Source organism: Micromonospora sp. NPDC048999 (genome assembly GCF_040649295.1).
GTDB lineage: Bacteria > Actinomycetota > Actinomycetes > Mycobacteriales > Micromonosporaceae > Micromonospora.
Genome location: NZ_JBEZFI010000024.1, coordinates 54,385 through 73,704, shown reverse-complemented (window position 1 = coordinate 73,704; position 19,320 = coordinate 54,385). Strand labels below are relative to the sequence as shown.

Here is a 19,320-nt window from a genome sequence, read left to right as displayed (position 1 = left end):
GCCGACCTCAGTGGGGGACCCGTACCTCGGTGGTCCGAGTGAGGGCCCGGGAGCGGATGCTGTCCAGCACGCCCCGCGTGACCTGTGAGGTGGCCCGGGCCTGGTCGCAGGCCTTGGCCACCAGCTGAGCGGTCTGCTCGGCGCGCGCGTCCCGCTCGTCCCACAGCCGGTCCACCTCGGCCAGCAGCGGGCCCTCCACCTCGCGTTCCACGCCGCGCAGCGCCGGCACCCCGAGCCGCTGGGCCAGGTCGAAGACCTTGCCGGCGTACGGCAGGGGAAGGAACGGCGTACCGACCATGGCGGCGAAGATCAGGAAGTGCAGCCGCATGCCGACCGCCAGGTCGAAGTGGCGCATCAGGCCCAGAATCTGCCCAGGTGTGTAGTCGCCGTGCAGGATCCGGCCCCGCTCGGCGGCGATCATGTGCGACATCACCCCGTGCGAGTGCCGGATGTCGTCGCGTTCCATCGGGACGAAGAGCACGTGCGCGTCGATCCGGTGCACCAGGAAATCGGCGATCTGGGCAATCAGCCGGTGGTAGCCGTCGACGTCGAGACGCTCCGCGGCGCGGCCCGGCTCACGCACGCTCAGCCCGACCAGTCGCCTGCCCGCCGGGACGCCCTCCTCGCGCAGCCAGCATTCCGGAAAATCCTCCGGTTCGAGCAGAAACGCCGGGTCAGCGGTGACGGTGACCGGGTTCAGCAGACCCGCCTCCTCCAGCACCATCCGGGACTCCTGGTCGCGTACGGTCACCTCGGTCGCCCCGGCCAGGGTTTCCCGCACCATCCCGGTGTCCACGGTGTCGCTGAGCGGGCCGACGCCGACCGCGTAGGTGAGCAGCGGCAGCCCCCGTTCCTGGGCGACCCGGACCACCCGCAGGTAACGGCGGGCCTCGCGGTTGTAGAGGATGCCGCCGCCGCCCAGGATGAGCAGGTCGAGTTGGGCCAGGATCAGCGACGAGTCGGCCCGGCTGACCCCCTCCCAGGGCACCGCTTCCACGTCCGGATGGGCCTGCGCGGTGTGCTCCGGATTCCGGGAGAAGACGATGATCCGGGCATTCGGCTCCAGGCGCCGCAGGTCGGACAGGAGGCCGGTGAGGATCGCCTCGTCGCCGAGGTTGCGGCCACCGTACGAGCCGAGCACGCCGATGGTCAGTCCGGCGTCATCCGTCATCCGCTGCCCCTCCCCAGACACGTTCCGTGCCGGTCCCCAGACACGTTCCGTGCCGGTTTCCCGCTGCACCGGTGGACATACCTGGGGGTAGCGGTCAGCCGAGCGCGTCAGGCGGGCGGGCGGACCTCGTGGGTGAGGAACGGCAGGGCGACGGCAGGCAGCGCCGGTGACCCGACGATGTCGTAGTGGGTCAGGCCGGGCAGCACGGCCAGCCGGGACACCGGGCGGTCGGTTCCGTCCCAGCCGGCGTCCCGGTGCCCGCCGCCGAGCAGGCCGAAGAACTCCGCCATGTGGCTGACCGGGATCGAGTCGGCGTCGGCATAGACCAGCAGCACCGGCAGGGCGAGGGCGGCCACCTCGGCGGACCAGTCGTACTCGCGGCGCAGCAGCTCACCGCTCTTGGCCCAGAGCGTCGGCCAGTCCTGCGGGCGCGGCGCCACCCGCTCGTACAGTTCGTGGGGCGGGGTGCCGCGCATCTGCTCGGCGACCTGTTCGTCCTGGGCCGCCATCGCGGCCAGCACCTCCGGATACCAGCCCCGCCGCTGGCACGGGGTGGAGACCAGCACCAGGCGGCGGACCCGGTCTGGATGCTGGATCGCGGTACGCAGGGCCACCCCGCCGCCGAGCGAGTAGCCGAGCAGGTCGACCTCGGGCAGGTCGAGGTGGCGCAGCAGCGCGCCGATGTCGTCGGCCATCGACTCGTACCGCAGCGGGCGGTCGACGTCGGCGGTGCGGCCGTGGCCCTGCAGGTCGACCGCGATCACCTGCCGGCGGGCGGTGAGGGCGGGCCGGATCGGGTCGAACATCTCCACCGCGCCGTAGCCGCCGTGCAGCAGCACCAGCGGCCGGCCGGCCCCGTGCAGCTCGTACCAGAGCCGCACGCCGTTGACGTCCGCGAAGCTCATCCGCGCTCCCCTCGCCGTCCCCACAGTGTGCCGGGGTCCTCGCGGCTTCGGGTGCACTCGTTGCTGCTCCGGATACGCCGCGCCCCCGCTGCCTCGGGCCAAGGGGCAGCGGGGGCGCGACGAGGATCCGGTCAGCTGACGCCGGTGACGGCCTTGACCAGGTTGATGCCGAAGTAGACCACGAACGCGGCGGAGACCGCCCACATCAGCGGGTGGATCGTCCGGGCCTTGCCCTGCGCCACCCGGATCGCCACCCAGCTGACGAAGCCGGCGCCGATGCCGTTGGTGATCGAGTAGGTGAACGGCATGAGGGTCATGGTCAGGAACGCCGGGACCGCGATGCCCACGTCGGTGAAGTCGATGTCCTTGACCTGGCGGATCATCAGCGCGCCGACGATCACCAGCGCCGGGCCGGCGGCCTCGCTCGGCACCAGCGACACCAGCGGGGTGAGCAGCAGCGCGCCGAGGAAGAGCACGCCGGTGACCACGCTGGTCAGGCCGGTACGCCCACCATCCGCGATGCCCGAGGAGGACTCGACGTACGTGGTGGCCGAGGAGGCGTTGCCCGCGCCGCCGGCGACCGCGGCGACACCGTCGACGAAGAGCACCTTGCCCAGCCGGGGCATGTCGGTGCCGTCCGAGTTGGTCAGGCCGGCCTGCTTGGCCAGGCCCACGGTGGTGCCCATCACGTCGAAGAAGTCCGCGAGGACCAGGGTGAAGACCAGCAGCAGCGCGGTCATCACGCCGACGTGGGCGAACGAGCTGAACGACACGTTGCCGAGCAGGTGCAGGTCGGGTGCCTTGACCAGCGGGTCCGGCAGGGTGGGGACGTTGAGCCGCCACCCGCCCGGGTTGGGCGTGCCATCGGGGAGGAAGGCCGCGCCGGGCTTGGCGAAGGCGTTGACGATCGCCGCGAGGACGGTGGTGACCACGATGCCGATCAGGATGCCGGCCTTCACCTTGCGAGCGACCAGGATGCCGGTGAGCAGCAGGCCGACCAGGAAGATGACCGTGGGCCAGCCGCGCAGCGTGCCGTCAGCGCCGAGCTGCACCGGCACGCCCTCGCCGGCCCGCACCAGACCACCGTCGACGAGGCCGATCATGGCGATGAACAGGCCGATACCGGCAGCGATGGCCGCCTTCAGCGAGGCCGGGATGGCCCGGAAGACGGCCTTCCGGAATCCGGTCAGCACCAGCACGGTGATGATCAGGCCCTCGATGACGACCAGGCCCATCGCCTCGGCCCAGGTCATCTGGGAGGCGACGGCGTACGCGACGAAGGCGTTCAAACCCAGGCCGGTCGCCACCGCGAACGGCACCCGGCCGACGACACCCATCATGATCGTCATGACCGCCGCGACGAGGCAGGTGACCCCGGCGACCGGCCCCATGCCGAGCAGGTTGTTGTCCTTGTCGGGCGCGGTGCCGATGATCAGCGGGTTGAGCACGACGATGTACGACATCGCCGCGAAGGTGGTGATCCCGGCGAGCACCTCGCGCTTGACCGTCGAGCCGCGGCGGGTGATCTCGAAGAAGCGGTCGAGGCGGCCGCGCTCGGCGGGTTCCGCCGACTTGACTGGGGCAGCAGGATCCTGCGTAGTCACGCTCATGGCGTGGCCTTACTCCGTTCCGGGTTGGCCCGCCGGACGCGCCGGTCGGGCGGTGGGGGTGCAGTCGTCCCGATTCGGTTGGCCCGGAGAACGTCGGAACGGCTGGGCTCCACGATTGCCCGTGAAGCGCTACGAAGCCGCACCCTGGTCGGGAAGCGACTTCACATACAACCTTAACCGCTGGGTAACGGCGGTTGACCTGCCCCTACCCCCTTCTGCGGCGGGAAGGGTGGGCAAGGTCACGCCACAACCGCCGGCAGCGGTCAGCCGGGGCAGGCGCCGGCGAAGAGGGAGACGACGACCCGCACCGGCTGAGCACCCTCGGCCGTGACATCAAGCGGTACGCACCGGTGCTCCTCGACGAAGAAGCCGCCGACGAACCAGGTGTCGTCGTCCGGGCAGGCGGTGAACCGCACCCCTTCCACCGGCCGGAATCCCCAGGCCTGGCCGTACTTCAGACCGGCATGGCCGCGCGCTTCCGGACCGATCATGACCGTCACGGTCGTACCGGCCCGGATGCCCACCCCGACCTTGTAGTGGCCGCCCTCGGCGTCCTGATAGCCGAAGGAAGCGGGGTCCCCGGTCGCCATCGCCTTGAGGCCGCGCCAGATCACCGGACCGGCGACGACGTCGTCCGGGCCGGGCGGGGTCGGGGTCGGCTCGGTCGTGTGTGCCTCGCCGGGCCCGCAGCTGACCGGCCGGGGAACCTCGTCCGCCTCGGGGCCGGCCGCGGCGATTGCGACGTCGGCCGGCGTGGCGACGGTGGCGGCGGGGCTGGCCGTGGTCGCGACCGGCCGCCCGGCGCGCTCCTGTGACGTGCAGCCGGTGACCACCAGAAGCGCGGTGACGCCCGCGAGGGCCCCGCGCACCTTTCTCCACATCGCCGACCTCCCCGCCAACACCCTAGGGAGCCCGTCAACTCGGCCTGGAAGTCGAGCCGGCGACGACGCGAGCCGCTGGCTGGGCCAGCCGTCAGGGGCGACCTGCGCGGTCAGGGCGGCCACCGTGACCGGGCCGTCTGCACTGGCCTGCGGACCGGTCCGCGGCGGGCTGCGCCGCCGGCGCGTCGCGAGCGAGGGGGCACCTTGACGCCGTACGGCACGCAACTGCACTTCTGGTTGCTCGACGGAAGCCATGCTGGTGGTACGTGGTGGGCGCGGCAGGTTTCGAACCTGCGACCCCCCGCTTGTAAGGCGGGTGCTCTCCCACTGAGCTACGCGCCCGGAACGCCCGTACGGCGGGCCGGAGGTTCCGGCAAGCTTACCTGCCGGCCTCCGGCCCGGTGCAACGGCGTGCCTGGGGTGGGATCAGGCGGCGACGGCCTCAGTCAGGGCCTTGCGCCAAGCATCCTGGTCCCGAGCCTCGCCGGGCATGTTCATCTCGGCGAACCGGACCACGCCGGCCTTGTCGATCACGAACGTGCCCCGGTTGGCGATGCCCGCGACGTCGTTGAAGACCCCGTACGCCTGGGCCACCGCGCCGTGCGGCCAGAAGTCGGCCAGCATCGGGAACTGGTAGCCCTCCCGGTCGGCCCAGATCTTGTGGGCGTACACCGAGTCGACGCTGACGGTCAGCACCTGGACGTCGTCGTTGACGTACTCGGCGAGGTTGTCCCGCACCTCGCAAAGCTCACCCTGGCAGATGCCGGTGAAGGCGAGCGGGTAGAACACCAGCAGCACGGCCTGTCGGCCGCGGAAGTCGGAGAGCCGGACCTCCTGGTTGTTCTGGTCCTTGAGCACGAAGTCCGGCGCCTCCGCGCCAACCTCGAGGGGCATGGGTACTCCTTGGGTCGAGTCTGGAGATGATCAGCGTGCCACACCCGGCGGCGAGCGCCGCCGGGTGGCGTAAGGCGATTACTTCCTGGACTTCGACCCGCGCCGAAGCACGAGGCGGGCGCCGTTCCAGTCCCGGCCCGCGTTGATCGTGGAGGTCTGCTGGAGGCCGGCCGTCTGCCCGCTCTCCGCGACCTCGCTCGGCTCGACGTGACCGTCCCGGCCGGCCTTGGGCGTCAACAGCCAGACCACCCCGTTGTCGGCCAGCGGCCCGAGGGCGTCGACGAGGAGCTCGAAGAGGTCACCGTCGCCGTCGCGGTACCAGACGAGAACGGCGTCGACGACTTCGTCGGTGTCCTCGTCCACCAGCTCCCCACAGCGGTCGGTCAGGGCGTCGCGGAGATCCTGGTCGACGTCATCGTCGTAGCCCATCTCCATGACGACCATCCCCGGCTCGATCCCGAACCGGTCCGCCAGGCTTCGTACCCCGTCGGCGGCCTGACCAGCGGTCGCGCTCACTGTCGCGTGCCTCCTCATCTCATCCCTGCTCGCGACGTCGGTCGACGCCGTTCCGCCAAGTCCACACAGTTGTGCCTCCCCGCGCAAGTGGCGCACCGGGTGGAACGGAATTTACCGTGCCAGCAGCGTACGGGCACCCTGGGTGATGGCTTCCTCCGAGACCAGGACCTGACGCGCAGCCGGACCCAATGGTACAAAAGAGTCAAGCCCGGCCACTCTTCGCGCCGCACCGACATATCCCCCGTCCACCAGCGCGGCGATCACCCCCTCGCCCACCCCGCCCGACCGGCGGGTCTCGTCCACGACCAGCACCCGTCCGGTGGCCGCGGCCTCCCGGACGATGTCGGCTACCGGCAGCGGGGCGAGCCAACGCAGGTCCACCACCCGGCTGCCGATGCCCTCGCCGGCGAGGGTGGCCGCGGCCCGCAGCGACATCCGCACCCCGTTGCCGAAGGTGATGATCGTGACGTCCTCGGCCGAGCCGACCCCGTAGACCCGGGCCCGTCCGATCGGCGCATGACGGGCGGCCCAGGCGCCCGGCTCGGCGTACTCGCCCAGCCACTCGCCGTCGCCGTCGGCGTAGAGGTCACGGGTGTGGTAGAGCGCGATCGGCTCCAGGAAGACGCAGACGTTCCCGTCCACCGTCGCGGCGGCCAGGCAGGTCCGGAGCATCGGCGCGGCGTCGTCCGGCCGCGCCGGCACCGCGATCACCAACCCGGGCACGTCCCGGAGTACGGCCACCGAGTTGTCGTTGTGGAAGTGCCCGCCGAACCCCTCCTGGTAGGCCAGCCCGGCCACCCGGACCACCATCGGGTTGCGGAACGCCCCTCGGGAGAAGAACCGCATGGTCGCGGCCTCGCCCCGGAGCTGGTCCTCGGCGTTGTGCAGGTACGCCAGGTACTGGATCTCGGGCACCGGCAGCAGCCCGGCGACGCCCGCGCCCAACCCAAGCCCGAGGATCGAGGTCTCGTCGAGCAGCGTGTCGAAGACCCGGGCCGCCCCGAACCGGTCCCGCAGCCCCTTGGTCACCCCGTACACCCCGCCCTTGGCGGCGACGTCCTCGCCGAACACGACCGTCCCCGGGTGGTCCAGCATCCCGTCGGCGAGCGCCGCGTTGATGCTCTGCGCCAGGGTCAGCGGCCCGGCCAGTTCGGGCGGCTTGCCGCCGAACGCCTCGGCCCGGGCCGCCGCGTTCGGCCCGGCCGCGCGGGCCGCCGCGTCCGCCACCGCCCGCTGGACCCGGACCGGCCGGCGCGGGGCCAGCTCCGCCACCACCTCGGCCGGGGACGCCAGCTTCGGCTCGTCGAGCACCTCCTCGGCGATCCGGCGGACCTGCCAGCCGCGCTCGTCGTACCGGGCCAGCAGTTCCTCGCCGGTGGCGTAGCCGGCCGCCACCAGCAGCCGCGCCGTGGCCAGCAGCGGGTCACGCGCGGCGTCCGCGTCGATCTCGGCCGGGCTCCGGTACGCGGCCTCCGCGTCGGCCCCGGCGTGGCCCATCAGCCGTACGGTGCTCAGGTGCAGCACGGCCGGCCGCCGGTGCCGGCGCACCCAGGCCGCCGCCTCGTCCGCCACCCGGTACGCCTCGACCGGATCGGTGCCGTCCGCGGCGAAGTACCGGATTCCCGGCCTGGCCCGCAGCGTCGCCTCGACCCAGCCCTTCGGCGAGCGCACGCTGATGCCGAGCCCGTTGTCCTCACAGACGAACAGGACCGGGATACGCAGGCCGGTGTGGTCGTACCAGCCGGCGGTGTTGAACGCGGCCGTGGCGGTGGCGTGGTTGACCGAGGCGTCCCCGAACGAGCAGACCACGATCGCGTCCGGCGGCCACGGCGAGCCGACGCCCGGGTCCCCGCCGGTCTCGGGCACCGCCCCGCCGGGGCGCCGGCCGCCGCCGACCCGGCGCAGCCGTTCCAGGGCGAGCCCCATGCCGACCGCCCGGGGCAGGTGGGACGCGATGGTGGAGGTGGTCGGGATGACCGCGAGATCGGCGCGGCCGAACACCTTGTGCCGCCCACCGGCGATCGGCTCCCGCGCCGAGGCGACCATGCCGCGCAGCACGTCCCGCGCCGCCTGCGCGTACCCGTCACCGGGATCCGGCGCGGGCAGGCCCGTCGCCACCGGATCGTCCGGGGCCTCGGTCGCCGGGGCGGGCGTGACGCCGGGGGCCGGCCGGTCGGGTCCGGGTGCGGCAGCGCCGGGTTCGGGCGCGGCGGCGTCGGGCCCCTCGTCGCGGTCCGGGGGCGCGGCGGCGTCGGGCTCCTCGTCGCGGTTCGGGGGCTCGGGCGCGGACGGGAAGTCGCCCGCCGCCTGCGCGGCGCGGGCGCAGTAGAAGGCGCCGGAGCGGTAGTGCAGCAGGGCAGGATCGGTCGGCCGCAGTGCGGCGGCCACCGCGGCGTTGCCCTCGTGGCCCGCCGAGCCGATCGTGTAGTAGCCCTCCCCGAAGCTGCGCAGCCACCGGCCGGCGAGGTCCAGCAGCCGACTGGTCACCTGGGCATCAAAGACGGCCAGCGCCTGCGCTCCGGTCAACGGCTCGCCGTCGGGCAGCGGTTCACCCAGGTCACGGCGCTGGGCGGGGTTGCCGAGGGCGCCCAGCGCCGCCCGGAACCGATCGTCGAGATCCTGCGGGGTGGTCACATCGGACAGCATTACCGACGCAGGCACATGTCGCCCACCCGAACATGTTCCACCCCGGCCGGACGCCGCTCGCCCACCCTCCGGTTGATCATGAAACTGTTGTCATCCGGCGCGGCGTGTCGGCGCAACAACTTCATGGTCAGCGGACCGGGGCGGTGGGGTCGGGCGGGTGGCGCGGTGGGCGGCGTGGGTGGCGGACAGCAGGAGCGTGGCGGTGAGCGCGGCCGGGGCCAGGGGGGTGCCGGGCGCCGCGAGATACAGGCCACCGATCAGGGTCACGCCGAGCACGGCGGCGAGCAGGGTGCCGGTGGAGACCAGCGCGGAGAGCGCGGCGGCCGAGGCGACCGGCACGATCCCGGTGAGTCGGCTTACCAGCGGGCTGAACGACGCCGCGTGCGCCGCGCCGCCGACGAACAGCAGGGCGCTGCCCGGCAGCCACGGCCAGCCGTCGTGGGACAGCCAGGCGACCGCCGTGACCACGGCCGCGAGCACCAGCGGGCCGGCGACCGGCAGGACGGCGCCGGCCCGGTCCGGCAGTCGCGGCACGGCCAGCCCGCAGAGGGCGAAACCCGAGGCGTACGGCAGGAAGGCCAGCCCCGCCGCCAGCGCGGTGAAGCCGAGCCCGTTCTGCAGGCGCAGGGTGAGCACGAAGAGGAAGCCGGCGTAGCAGCCCATCACCACGCAGCAGGCGAGCAGGCCGGCCGGCACGCCGGGGTGCCGCAACACCGTCACGTCCAGCAGCGGGTCCGCGTGACGGCGGGCGCGTCGGGCCTCGTACCGCAGGAAGAGCCGGAGACCGACGGCGCCGACGGCGACCGCGACGGCCAGGATCCAGCGGGGCCAACCCAGATCGCGGCCGAGCACCAGCGGCAGCACCAGGGTGAGCATCGCGGCGGCGAGCAGCAGGATGCCCGGCCCGTCCAGCGCCTGCCCCCGGTGCGGGGCGACCGGCGCCCCGGCGAGCACCCGGCGACCGGCCAGCCACAGCACCACCCCGACCGGCACGTTGACCAGGAAGGCGGCTCGCCAGGTGAGCCCGGCGAGGTCGGCGGTGACCAGCAGCCCACCGGCGACCTGGCCGGCGGCCACGCCGAGCGCCAGCACCATCGAGTACGCCCCGATCGCCCGCGTCCGGGCCGTCCCGCGCATCGATGCCTGGATCAGCGACATGACCTGCGGCACCATCACCGCGGCGGCCGCCCCCTGCGTCGCCCGGGCGAGCACCAGGGCGACCGGTCCCGGGGCGAGCCCGCACGCCAGCGAGGCGAGCGTGAACCCGGCCAGGCCGAGCAGGAAGATCCGCCCGTACCCGTGCCGGGCACCGAGTCGGGCGCCGGTGACCACCAGCACCGCGAAGGTCAGGGTGTAGCCAGCGAGCACGAGTTGCTGCACGGCCGGCGGCCCGGCCAGGTCGGCCCGGATCGCGGGCGCGGCGACCGCCGCGATCGAGGTGTCCATCGAGGCCATCGCCTGGCCGGTCAGCAGGACGGCCAGCAGGGCGCCGCTGCGGCGGGTCCGCTCGGTCATGGCCGCCACCCTGCCGGTCCCGCGGCCTCGGGTCTTGTCGATCCTTGCGGGTCGAGCCACCTACCCTGAGTGGCGTGCGCACCATGAAGCCGTTGCTTCGGCACCCGGACTTCCGGGTCGCCATCGTGCGGTGCCGCGACGACCACACCGGCTGGTCCGCACCGGAACCGAACGAGACGTACGGGCTGGTGCTGACCCGGCGGGGCGGCTTCCGCCGGGTTGGGCGGGGCGGCGAGGAGTTCGTCGACCCGACGGTGGCCTACCTGACCGTGCCGGGCGAGGCGGAACGATTCGCCCACCCGGTCGGCGGCGACGACTGCACCTCGGTACGCCTCTCCGAGCGGCTGTGGCAGGAGCTGTTCGCGGACCGGCCGGTGCCGGCCGTGGTACACGTCGACGCCCACGTGGACCTGGCCCACCGGCTGTTGCTGCGTACCGCGTCGGACCCGGACCACGCGGCGGCGGAGCGGCTGGTCCGACTGGTCGGGGCGGCGACCGGACCGGCGGTCGGCGGCAGCGGGCGGCACCGCCGCCTGGTCGAGCGGGCGCGGGCCGCGCTGCACGACGGCCATCCCGACGCCGCCGGGCTGCTGCCGCTGGCCCGGGCGTTCGGCGTGTCGCCGTACCGGTTGAGCCGGGAGTTCCAGGCGCTGGTCGGGGTGCCGCTGACCCGCTACCGAAACCGACTGCGGGTCGGGCGGGTGCTGGACCGGCTGGAGGAGGGCGTGCCGAGCCTGTCGGAGCTCGCCGCCGAGCTGGGCTTCGCCGACCAGGCCCACCTGACCCGGACGGTACGCGCCCAGCTCGGCCACACCCCGGGCCAGCTCCGCCGGCTGCTGCGCTGAGCCGGGGCGGGCGCGGGAGCGTCAGGCCGGCAGGAAGGAGAAGCGGACCTTCCGGGTGGGGTTGTCACCGTTGGTGTCGACCAGGCAGAGGGACTGCCAGGTGCCCAGCGCCAGCCGCCCGTCGAGCACCGGCAGGGTCGCGTACGGGGGGACGAACGCGGGCAGCACGTGGTCCCGGCCGTGCCCGGGCGAGCCGTGCCGGTGTCGCCAGCGGTCGTCGGTGGGGAGCAGGTCGTCGAGCGCGCGCAGCAGGTCGGTGTCGGAGCCGGAGCCGGTCTCGATGATCGCCAGCCCGGCGGTGGCGTGCGGCACGAAGACGTGCAACAGGCCGTCGCCCTGGCCGGAGACGAAGCGCTCGGCCTCGGCGGTGATGTCCCGGACGGCCGGCCGGGACCCGGTCTGGACGGTGATCACTTCGGTGCGCACACCCGCATTCTGGCCCGGCCGGCGGCCCGCCGTCGGCCCAGGGCCGGATCCCGAGATGTTACTGGCGGGTACATGTGTTCAGCGTCGCGTCTGGGGGAGGGAGGCGTGACGGAACGCGTCGAGAGAGGGCAGGATGGGCGCAAGAGACCTATCCCACACAGAACCGAGGGAACGCCTGTGGCTACGGAACGCAAGCGCCCGGTGATCACCGCTGGTCTGCCGAGCCAGCTTCCGGACATCGACCCTGAAGAGACCAGCGAATGGGTCGAGTCGCTCGACGGTGTCATCGACGAGCGCGGGACAAAGCGCGCCCGCTACGTCATGCTGCGCCTGCTGGAGCGGGCCCGCGAGCGCCAGGTCGGGGTGCCGTCACTGACCACCACCGACTACATCAACACCATCGCTCCGGAGCGCGAGCCGTGGTTCCCGGGTGACGAGCACATCGAGCGGCGGATCCGGGCGTACATCCGGTGGAACGCCGCCATGCTGGTGCACCGCGCGCAGCGCCCCGAGATCGGCGTGGGTGGCCACATCTCCACCTTCGCCAGCTCCGCGTCCCTCTACGAGGTGGGCTTCAACCACTTCTTCCGGGGCAAGAACCACCCGGGCGGCGGCGACCACATCTTCTACCAGGGCCACGCCTCCCCCGGCATGTACGCGCGGGCGTTCATGGAGGGCCGGCTCAGCACGGACCAGCTCGACGGCTTCCGGCAGGAGCTGTCGCACCCGGGCGGCGGGCTTCCCTCCTACCCGCACCCGCGGCTGATGTCGGACTTCTGGGAGTTCCCCACCGTGTCGATGGGCCTCGGCCCGATCAACGCGGTCTACCAGGCCCGGTTCAACCGCTACCTGCACCACCGGGGCATCAAGGACACCTCCCAGCAGCACGTCTGGGCGTTCCTCGGTGACGGCGAGATGGACGAGGTCGAGTCGCTCGGCGCGATCGGCGTGGCCGCCCGCGAGGAGCTGGACAACCTCACCTTCGTGATCAACTGCAACCTGCAGCGGCTGGACGGCCCGGTCCGGGGCAACGGCAAGATCATGCAGGAGCTGGAGGCGTTCTTCCGGGGCGCCGGCTGGAACGTCATCAAGGTGGTCTGGGGCCGGGAGTGGGACCCGCTGCTCGCGGCGGACACCGACGGCGCGCTGGTCAACCTGATGAACACCACGCCCGACGGCGACTACCAGACCTACAAGGCGGAGTCCGGGGCGTACGTCCGGGAGCACTTCTTCGGCCGCGACCCGCGCACCCGCAAGATGGTCGAGCACCTCAGCGACGACGAGATCTGGAACCTCAAGCGGGGTGGCCACGACTACCGCAAGCTCTACGCGGCGTACAAGGCGGCGATGGAGCACACCGGTCAGCCGACGGTGATCCTGGCCAAGACCATCAAGGGCTGGACGCTGGGCTCGCACTTCGAGGCCCGCAACGCCACCCACCAGATGAAGAAGCTGACGCTGGAGGATTTGAAGCTCTTCCGCGACCGGCTCTACCTGGACATCTCGGACAAGCAGCTGGAGGACAACCCCTACCTCCCGCCGTACTACCACCCGGGTGACAAGTCCGAGGAGATCGAATACCTGCACGAGCGGCGCAAGCAGCTCGGCGGCTACCTGCCGACCCGGCGGGCCACCGGCAAGACCCTGCAGATCCCGGGCAGCGAGCGCTTCTCCGACGTCAAGCGCGGCTCGGGCAAGCAGAAGGTGGCCACCACCATGGCCTTCGTCCGCCTGCTCAAGGACGTGATGAAGGACAAGGAGTTCGGCAAGCGGTGGGTGCCGATCATCCCGGACGAGGCCCGTACGTTCGGCATGGACTCGCTCTTCCCGACGGCGAAGATCTACTCGCCGCACGGCCAGCGGTACACCTCCGTGGACCGGGAGCTGTTCCTGTCCTACAAGGAGGCCACCGGCGGGCAGATCCTGCACGAGGGGATCAACGAGGCCGGCTCGGTCGCCTCGTTCACCGCGGCCGGCTCGTCGTACGCCACGCACGACGAGCCGATGATCCCGATGTACATCTTCTACTCGATGTTCGGGTTCCAGCGGACCGCCGACGGGCTGTGGGCCGCGGCCGACCAGATGGCGCGGGGCTTCCTGCTCGGCGCGACCGCCGGCCGGACCACGCTCAACGGTGAGGGCCTGCAGCACGAGGACGGCCACTCGATGCTGATCGCCGCCACCAACCCGGCGGTGGTCGCGTACGACCCGGCGTTCGCGTACGAGATCGCGCACATCGTGGAGAACGGCCTGCACCGGATGTACGGCGAGGCGCAGGAGAACGTCTTCTACTACCTCACCATCTACAACGAGCCGATCTTCCAGCCGGCCGAGCCGCAGGGCGTGGACGTCGAGGGCATCCTCAAGGGCATCTACCGCTACTCCCCCGCGCCGCAGGTCGGCGGGGACGCGCCGAAGGCCAACCTGCTGGCCTCCGGCACGGGCATGCAGTGGGCGCTCAAGGCGCAGCAGCTGCTCGCCGAGGACTGGGGGGTGGCCGCCGACGTGTGGTCGGTGACCTCCTGGACCGAGCTGCGCCGGGACGCGGTGGAGTGCGAGGAGCACAACCTGCTCAACCCGGGCTCCGAGCCGCGGGTGCCGTACATCCAGCGGAAGCTGGCCGACGCCGACGGGCCGAAGGTCGCGGTCAGCGACTGGATGCGGGCGGTACCGGACCTGATCGCCCGCTGGGTACCCGGCGACTACACCTCGCTCGGCACCGACGGCTTCGGTATGTCGGACACCCGGCACGCGCTGCGCCGGCACTTCCACGTGGATGCCGAGTCGGTGACGGTCGCCGCGCTGCGCCAGCTCGCCTTCCGCGGTGCGGTGCCGGCCCACATGCCGGCCGAGGCCGCCAAGAAGTACGCGCTGGAGGACGTGAACGCCGCGCCGGTCGGCGAGACCGGCGGCGACAGCTGACCCACCCGCCACGGAGGAGGGCCCGGCGCTATCGCGCCGGGCCCTCCTCCGTCCTCGTACCCCCAAGATCCGCGCAACTTCGGGGGAAGTGTGTGGATCTCAGCCGGGAGTCGACGATGGTCCGGCGTTCCTGGCGGGAACGCCGGACCATCACCATCGCGGGCGACGCCGGGACCGGCTCGGGTCAGCCGACGGCGGCCAGGTCGGTCAGCCGGGCCAGCGAGTCCTCCAGGTCAGCGCCGACCCGACGCAGGCCGAGCCGGAGCAGAGCGGCCTTGACCGGCCCGGCGGGCCACCGTACGACGATGAGCCGCACGATCGTCCCGCCTTCCTCCTCGTCCGCCGTCAGCTGTACGTAGATCTCGGTGCGCGCCTCGGCCCGGGCACCGGCGCCCTTGGCCCGCTCGCGCCACCCGATCAGGGTCGGCTCCTGGTAGGCGATCACCTCGGCCTCGTGCGCCGCACCGCGCCCGGCCTGGACCCGTTGTCGTCGGCCGAACCCCTCTCCCGAGAGGACCTCGGCCGCGCGGACCCCCGCCAGCCAGGCCGGCAGTTGCTCGGCCCGCTGCACAACGTCCCAGACCGCTTCCACCGGCGCCATCACGTGCGCACTGCGTTCCACGAGGATCATTTCGTCTTTCTCCCACTAAGGACATCCGCGATATTCCGCACTGTATGCGGTAAATCGGACTTAACCGGACGGGTTCGGAAAGACACGCCGAAAACCCTTGCGTCAAGCTCTCCGCCGGACCTATGGCGCATCGACGGACGGCCCCCTAGAGTCGCGAACACGCTTCGCGTTTCTGGGAGGGCGCATGACGACCACGCCGATGCCCGAGTTCCCCGCCGGCTTCCGCTGGGGGGTGGCCACCTCCGCGTACCAGATCGAGGGAGCGGCCACCACCGACGGCCGAGGCCGGTCCATCTGGGACACCTTCGCCCACACGGCGGGCCGGATCGCCGACGGCAGCACCGGAGACGAGGCGTGCGACCACTACCACCGGTACGCCGAGGACGCCGCGCTGCTGGCCGGGCTCGGAGTGTCCGCGTACCGTTTCTCGATCGCCTGGCCCCGAATCCAGCCCGACGGCACGGGCCCGGCCAACCCGGCCGGGCTGGACTTCTACGACCGGCTGGTGGACGCCCTGCTCGACGCGGGCGTCGACCCGGTCGCCACGCTCTTCCACTGGGACCTGCCACAGGCCCTTGAGGACGCCGGCGGCTGGCTGCACCGGGACACCGCCGCCCGCTTCGCCGAGTACGCCGACCTGGTCGCCGCCCGCCTCGGCGACCGGGTGAAACTCTGGATCCCGCTCAACGAGCCGTTCATCCACATGAGCCTCGGGCACGGCATGGGTGTGCACGCCCCCGGCCGGATGCTGCTCTTCGACGCCTTCCCGGTGGCCCACCACCAACTTCTCGGGCACGGCCTCGCCGTCGCCGCGCTGCGCGCCCACGGCACCGCCCCGGTGGCCATCGCGAACAACTACTCCCCGGTGCGGCTGGCCGGTGACACCGACGCCGACCGGGCCGCCGGGGCGGCGTACCACGCGCTGCACAACCGCCTCTTCACCGACCCGCTGCTCGGCCTCGGCTACCCCGAGGAACTCGGCCTCGACCCGGCCCTGGTGCGGGACGGCGACCTCGACGTGATCGCCGCCCCGCTCGACGCGCTCGGGGTCAACTACTACAACCCGACAGGCATCCGGGCCGCCGAGGAGGGTTCACCGCTGCCGTTCGAGATCGTGCCGCTGACCGGCTACCCACGAACCGCCTTCGACTGGCCGGTGGCCCCGGACGGGCTGCGCGACCTACTGCTCGGGCTGCACGACACGTACGGCGACGCGCTGCCGCCGATCCAGATCACCGAGAGCGGCTGCGCCTACCACGACGGGCCGGACGGGCAGGGCCGGGTGGACGACCCGGAGCGGATCGCGTATCTGGACGGGCACATCCGGGCGGTCCGCGAGGCGATGGACGCCGGGGTCGAGGTGACCGGCTACTTCGTCTGGTCCCTGCTGGACAACTGGGAGTGGGCCGAGGGCTTCACCAAGCGGTTCGGCCTGGTGCACGTCGACTACGCCACCCAGCGGCGGACCCCGAAGTCGTCGTACGCCTGGTTCCGCGACCGGGTCATCCGGCGATGACCACCGTCGGCCCGACGCCGGCCGCGCTGCCGGCGGCGCTCGCCGAACCGACCGCGCCGGTCCGGCGGAGCTGGATCACGCTGATCTTCGCGGCCAACCTCGGTGTCTGGATGGCCTTCTTCACCCCGATCCAGGTGCTGCTGCCTCAGCAGGTGGCGCGGATCGCGCCCGGCGACAAGGAGACGATGCTCGCCGTCGTCACCGGCCTCGGGGCGCTCGCCGCGGTGCTGGCCAACCCGCTGGCCGGGGCGCTGTCCGACCGGACGGTGCTCCGGCTGGGACGCCGGCACCTCGGCCGGCGGCACGTGTGGACCGCCTCTGGCGCGGTTCTCGGCGCGTTCGCCCTGGTGCTGCTGGCCCGGCAGGAGACCATCGCGGGGGTGGCGCTCGGCTGGGTCGCCGCGCAGGTCTGCTTCAACGCGATGCTGGCCAGCCTCACCGCCGCCATCCCGGACCGGGTCCCGGTCGCCCAGCGCGGCGGCGTCTCCGGCTGGGTGGGCATTCCGCAGGCGCTCGGTCTGGTGGTGGGGGCGGTGCTGGTCACCGCCGTGGTCACCGGCAACGCCGCCGGGTACGCGGCCGTCGCCGCCGCGGTGCTGCTGCTGTCGCTGCCGTTCGCGCTGCTGACCGCGGACGACCCGCTGCCCCGGGAGCACCGGTCGGTGCTGCGGCTGCGCGGGCTGCTCGCCTCGCTCTGGATCAGCCCACGCCGGCACCCCGACTTCGCCTGGGCCTGGTTCACCCGGTTCCTGGTCCAGACCGGCAACGCGCTCGGCACGCTCTACCTGCTGTATTTCCTCACCGACGGGGTGCGGGTGGCCGACCCCGAGGGCGGGTTGCTGGCGCTGATCCTGCTCTACACGCTGGGCATGATGCTGACCGCCGTGGTGTCCGGTCGGCTGTCGGACCGCTCCGGCCGGCGGAAGGTCTTCGTGATCGTCTCCGGGCTGATCATGGCCGTGGCGGCGCTGCTGCTCGCGGTGGCGCCGACCTGGCCGATGGCGGTCACCGCCGCGCTGCTGCTCGGCGCCGGCTACGGCGTCTACCTGGCGGTGGACGCGGCGCTGATCACGCAGGTGCTGCCGGCCGCGACCGACCGGGCCAAGGACCTCGGGGTGATCAACATCGCGAACTCCGCGCCGCAGGTGCTCGGCCCGGCGCTCTCCGCCCCGATCGTGGTCCACCTCGGCGGCTACCCCACCCTGTACGCGGCCACCGCGGCGGTCACCCTGCTCGGCAGCGCCCTGGTGTTGAAGATCAGATCGGTCCCCTGACCGCCCCCTCCCTCAAATCGGCTGGCCCCCGGCCGTAGGCTGGGGGACGTGACGGTACGTGTACGCTTCGCCCCCTCCCCGACCGGTATGTTCCACGTCGGCGGTGCCCGCTCGGCACTACAGAACTGGATCTACGCCAAGCAGCAGGGCGGGGTGTTCGTGCTCCGCATCGAGGACACCGACGCGGCCCGCAACAAGCCGGAGTGGACCGAGGGCATCCTGTCGGCGCTGGACTGGATCGGCATCGCGCGGGGCAGCTACGAGGGCCCGTACTTCCAGTCGTCGTACGCCGGCGAGCACCGCGCCGCCGCGCAGCGGCTCCACGAGGGCGGCCGGGCGTACTACTGCGACTGCACCCGGGAGGAAGTGCAGGCGCGGACCGGCTCCCAGTACGCCGGCTACGACGGTTTCTGCCGCGACCGCGGCCTCGAGCCCGGCGAGGGCCGGGCGCTGCGCTTCCGTACGCCGGACGAGGGCGAGACCGTGGTGGTCGACCTGATCCGCGGCGAGCCGACCTTCGAGAACAAGCTGATCGAGGATTTCGTCATCGCCCGGGGCGACGGCTCGCCGGTCTTCCTGCTCGCCAACGTGGTCGACGACATGACCATGGGGATCACCCACGTGATCCGGGCCGAGGAGCACCTGCCCAACACCCCGAAGCAGCAGCTGCTCTGGGACGCGCTCGGGGTCAAGCCGCCGGTCTGGGCGCACGTCCCCGTGGTGGTGAACGAGAAGCGGCAGAAGCTGTCCAAGCGGCGGGACAAAGTCGCCCTGGAGGCGTACCGGGACGAGGGCTACCTCGCCGCCGCGATGCGCAACTACCTGATGCTGCTCGGCTGGGCGCCCTCCGGTGACCGGGAGATCGTGCCCTGGTCGGTGGTCGAGGAGGAGTTCCGGCTGGCGGAGGTGAACCCCTCCCCGGCGTTCTTCGACGAGAAGAAGCTGCGCGCGTTCAACGGCGAGTACATCCGGGCGCTGCCCGTCGAGGATTTCATCACGGAGTGCCAGCCGTGGCTGGCCGGCACGGGCACCATCGCCCCGCCGCCGTGGCAGCCGGAGGAGTTCGACGCCGCCGCCTTCGCCGCGGTGGCGCCGCTGGCGCAGACCCGGATCGCGGTGCTCAGCGAGATCGTGCCGAACGTCGACTTCCTCTTCCTGGCCGACCCGCTGATCGACGAGGCGGCCTGGGCGAAGGCGATGAAGGAGGGCGCGGCCGAGCTGCTGGAGGCGGCCGTCGCCGCGTTCGAGGGGCTGGAGTCCTGGGACGCCGAGTCGCTGAAGTCCACGCTGGAGGCGGTCGGCGCGGAGCGTGGCCTGAAGCTGGGCAAGGCGCAGGCGCCGGTCCGGGTCGCGGTCACCGGTCGCACCGTCGGCCTGCCGCTCTTCGAGTCCCTTGAGGTACTCGGCCGCGAGCGCACCCTGGCCCGGCTGCGCGCCGCCCGCGTACGCCTGGTCTGACGTGGATCGTGCCCGGCGTGTCGTGCTCCGGGAGACCAGGTCCCTGACAGCGATATGCCGCTGAGTCATGAATATGACTCAGCGGCATATCGATGAAAACGGGAGTGCCT

General features: G+C 72.3%; 15 protein-coding genes and 1 tRNA gene. 5 read left to right on the top strand and 11 right to left on the bottom strand.

The features are described 5' to 3' along the window. Positions 1-7: 7 nt before the first annotated feature. From AB0C02_RS22445 to AB0C02_RS22405, 9 genes are all read right to left on the bottom strand, one after another. Positions 8-1,171: a polysaccharide pyruvyl transferase family protein gene (locus AB0C02_RS22445; protein WP_357550637.1), complete on the bottom strand. Its 1,164-nt coding sequence runs from the start codon at positions 1,169-1,171 to the stop codon at positions 8-10. A gap of 107 nt (positions 1,172-1,278) precedes the next feature. Continuing rightward, on the bottom strand, positions 1,279-2,076 hold the full coding sequence (locus AB0C02_RS22440) for an alpha/beta fold hydrolase (protein WP_357550636.1): 798 nt from the start codon (positions 2,074-2,076) through the stop codon (positions 1,279-1,281). A 131-nt stretch (positions 2,077-2,207) separates the two neighbouring features. Next, on the bottom strand, positions 2,208-3,686 hold the full coding sequence (locus AB0C02_RS22435) for an NCS2 family permease (RefSeq protein WP_357550635.1): 1,479 nt from the start codon (positions 3,684-3,686) through the stop codon (positions 2,208-2,210). Positions 3,687-3,949: 263 nt separating this feature from the next. Next, positions 3,950-4,567: a hypothetical protein gene (locus AB0C02_RS22430; RefSeq protein ID WP_357550634.1), complete on the bottom strand. Its 618-nt coding sequence runs from the start codon at positions 4,565-4,567 to the stop codon at positions 3,950-3,952. A 267-nt stretch (positions 4,568-4,834) separates the two neighbouring features. Next, a tRNA-Val gene (locus AB0C02_RS22425) sits at positions 4,835-4,909 on the bottom strand. A gap of 84 nt (positions 4,910-4,993) precedes the next feature. Continuing rightward, positions 4,994-5,461 carry a peroxiredoxin gene (locus AB0C02_RS22420; RefSeq protein WP_357550633.1) on the bottom strand — a complete coding sequence of 156 codons (468 nt, stop codon included), beginning with the start codon at positions 5,459-5,461 and terminating at the stop codon, positions 4,994-4,996. 78 nt (positions 5,462-5,539) lie between these two features. Further along, complete coding sequence (locus AB0C02_RS22415; protein ID WP_357550632.1) at positions 5,540-5,977, bottom strand: DUF3052 domain-containing protein; 438 nt, start codon at positions 5,975-5,977, stop codon at positions 5,540-5,542. 111 nt (positions 5,978-6,088) lie between these two features. Beyond that, positions 6,089-8,623, bottom strand: coding sequence for a thiamine pyrophosphate-dependent enzyme (locus tag AB0C02_RS22410; protein WP_357550658.1), 2,535 nt, complete (start codon positions 8,621-8,623; stop codon positions 6,089-6,091). A 90-nt stretch (positions 8,624-8,713) separates the two neighbouring features. After that, positions 8,714-10,138, bottom strand: a complete 1,425-nt coding sequence (locus tag AB0C02_RS22405) for an MFS transporter (protein WP_357550631.1) — start codon at positions 10,136-10,138, stop codon at positions 8,714-8,716. An 83-nt stretch (positions 10,139-10,221) separates the two neighbouring features. On the opposite strand from AB0C02_RS22405, the gene AB0C02_RS22400 reads away from it, so the two are divergent. Further along, complete coding sequence (locus AB0C02_RS22400; RefSeq protein WP_357550657.1) at positions 10,222-10,983, top strand: AraC family transcriptional regulator; 762 nt, start codon at positions 10,222-10,224, stop codon at positions 10,981-10,983. A gap of 21 nt (positions 10,984-11,004) precedes the next feature. Here AB0C02_RS22400 and AB0C02_RS22395 read toward each other — a convergent pair whose 3' ends face one another. Further along, positions 11,005-11,409, bottom strand: coding sequence for a YjbQ family protein (locus AB0C02_RS22395; RefSeq protein ID WP_357550630.1), 405 nt, complete (start codon positions 11,407-11,409; stop codon positions 11,005-11,007). Positions 11,410-11,586: 177 nt separating this feature from the next. On the opposite strand from AB0C02_RS22395, the gene aceE reads away from it, so the two are divergent. Then, entirely contained in the window at positions 11,587-14,331 is a 2,745-nt protein-coding gene (aceE, locus tag AB0C02_RS22390) for a pyruvate dehydrogenase (acetyl-transferring), homodimeric type (RefSeq protein WP_357550629.1), read from the top strand. A 184-nt stretch (positions 14,332-14,515) separates the two neighbouring features. Here the strand turns inward: aceE and AB0C02_RS22385 are convergent, their stop codons facing one another. Then, the gene (locus AB0C02_RS22385; protein WP_357550628.1) at positions 14,516-14,962 is read right to left on the bottom strand and encodes an SRPBCC family protein; all 447 of its coding nucleotides are present in this window, start codon (positions 14,960-14,962) and stop codon (positions 14,516-14,518) included. A gap of 184 nt (positions 14,963-15,146) precedes the next feature. On the opposite strand from AB0C02_RS22385, the gene AB0C02_RS22380 reads away from it, so the two are divergent. The 3 genes from AB0C02_RS22380 to gltX are packed head-to-tail and all read left to right on the top strand — an operon-like array spanning position 15,147 to position 19,210. After that, the gene (locus AB0C02_RS22380) at positions 15,147-16,478 is read left to right on the top strand and encodes a GH1 family beta-glucosidase (protein WP_357550627.1); all 1,332 of its coding nucleotides are present in this window, start codon (positions 15,147-15,149) and stop codon (positions 16,476-16,478) included. Beyond that, a complete protein-coding gene (locus tag AB0C02_RS22375; RefSeq protein WP_357550626.1) occupies positions 16,475-17,752 on the top strand; it encodes an MFS transporter in 1,278 nt (425 codons plus the stop codon). The genes AB0C02_RS22380 and AB0C02_RS22375 overlap by 4 nt, the downstream gene beginning before the upstream one ends. Positions 17,753-17,800: 48 nt before the next feature. Continuing rightward, complete coding sequence (gene gltX / locus AB0C02_RS22370) at positions 17,801-19,210, top strand: glutamate--tRNA ligase (RefSeq protein WP_357550625.1); 1,410 nt, start codon at positions 17,801-17,803, stop codon at positions 19,208-19,210. Positions 19,211-19,320: the final 110 nt, after the last annotated feature.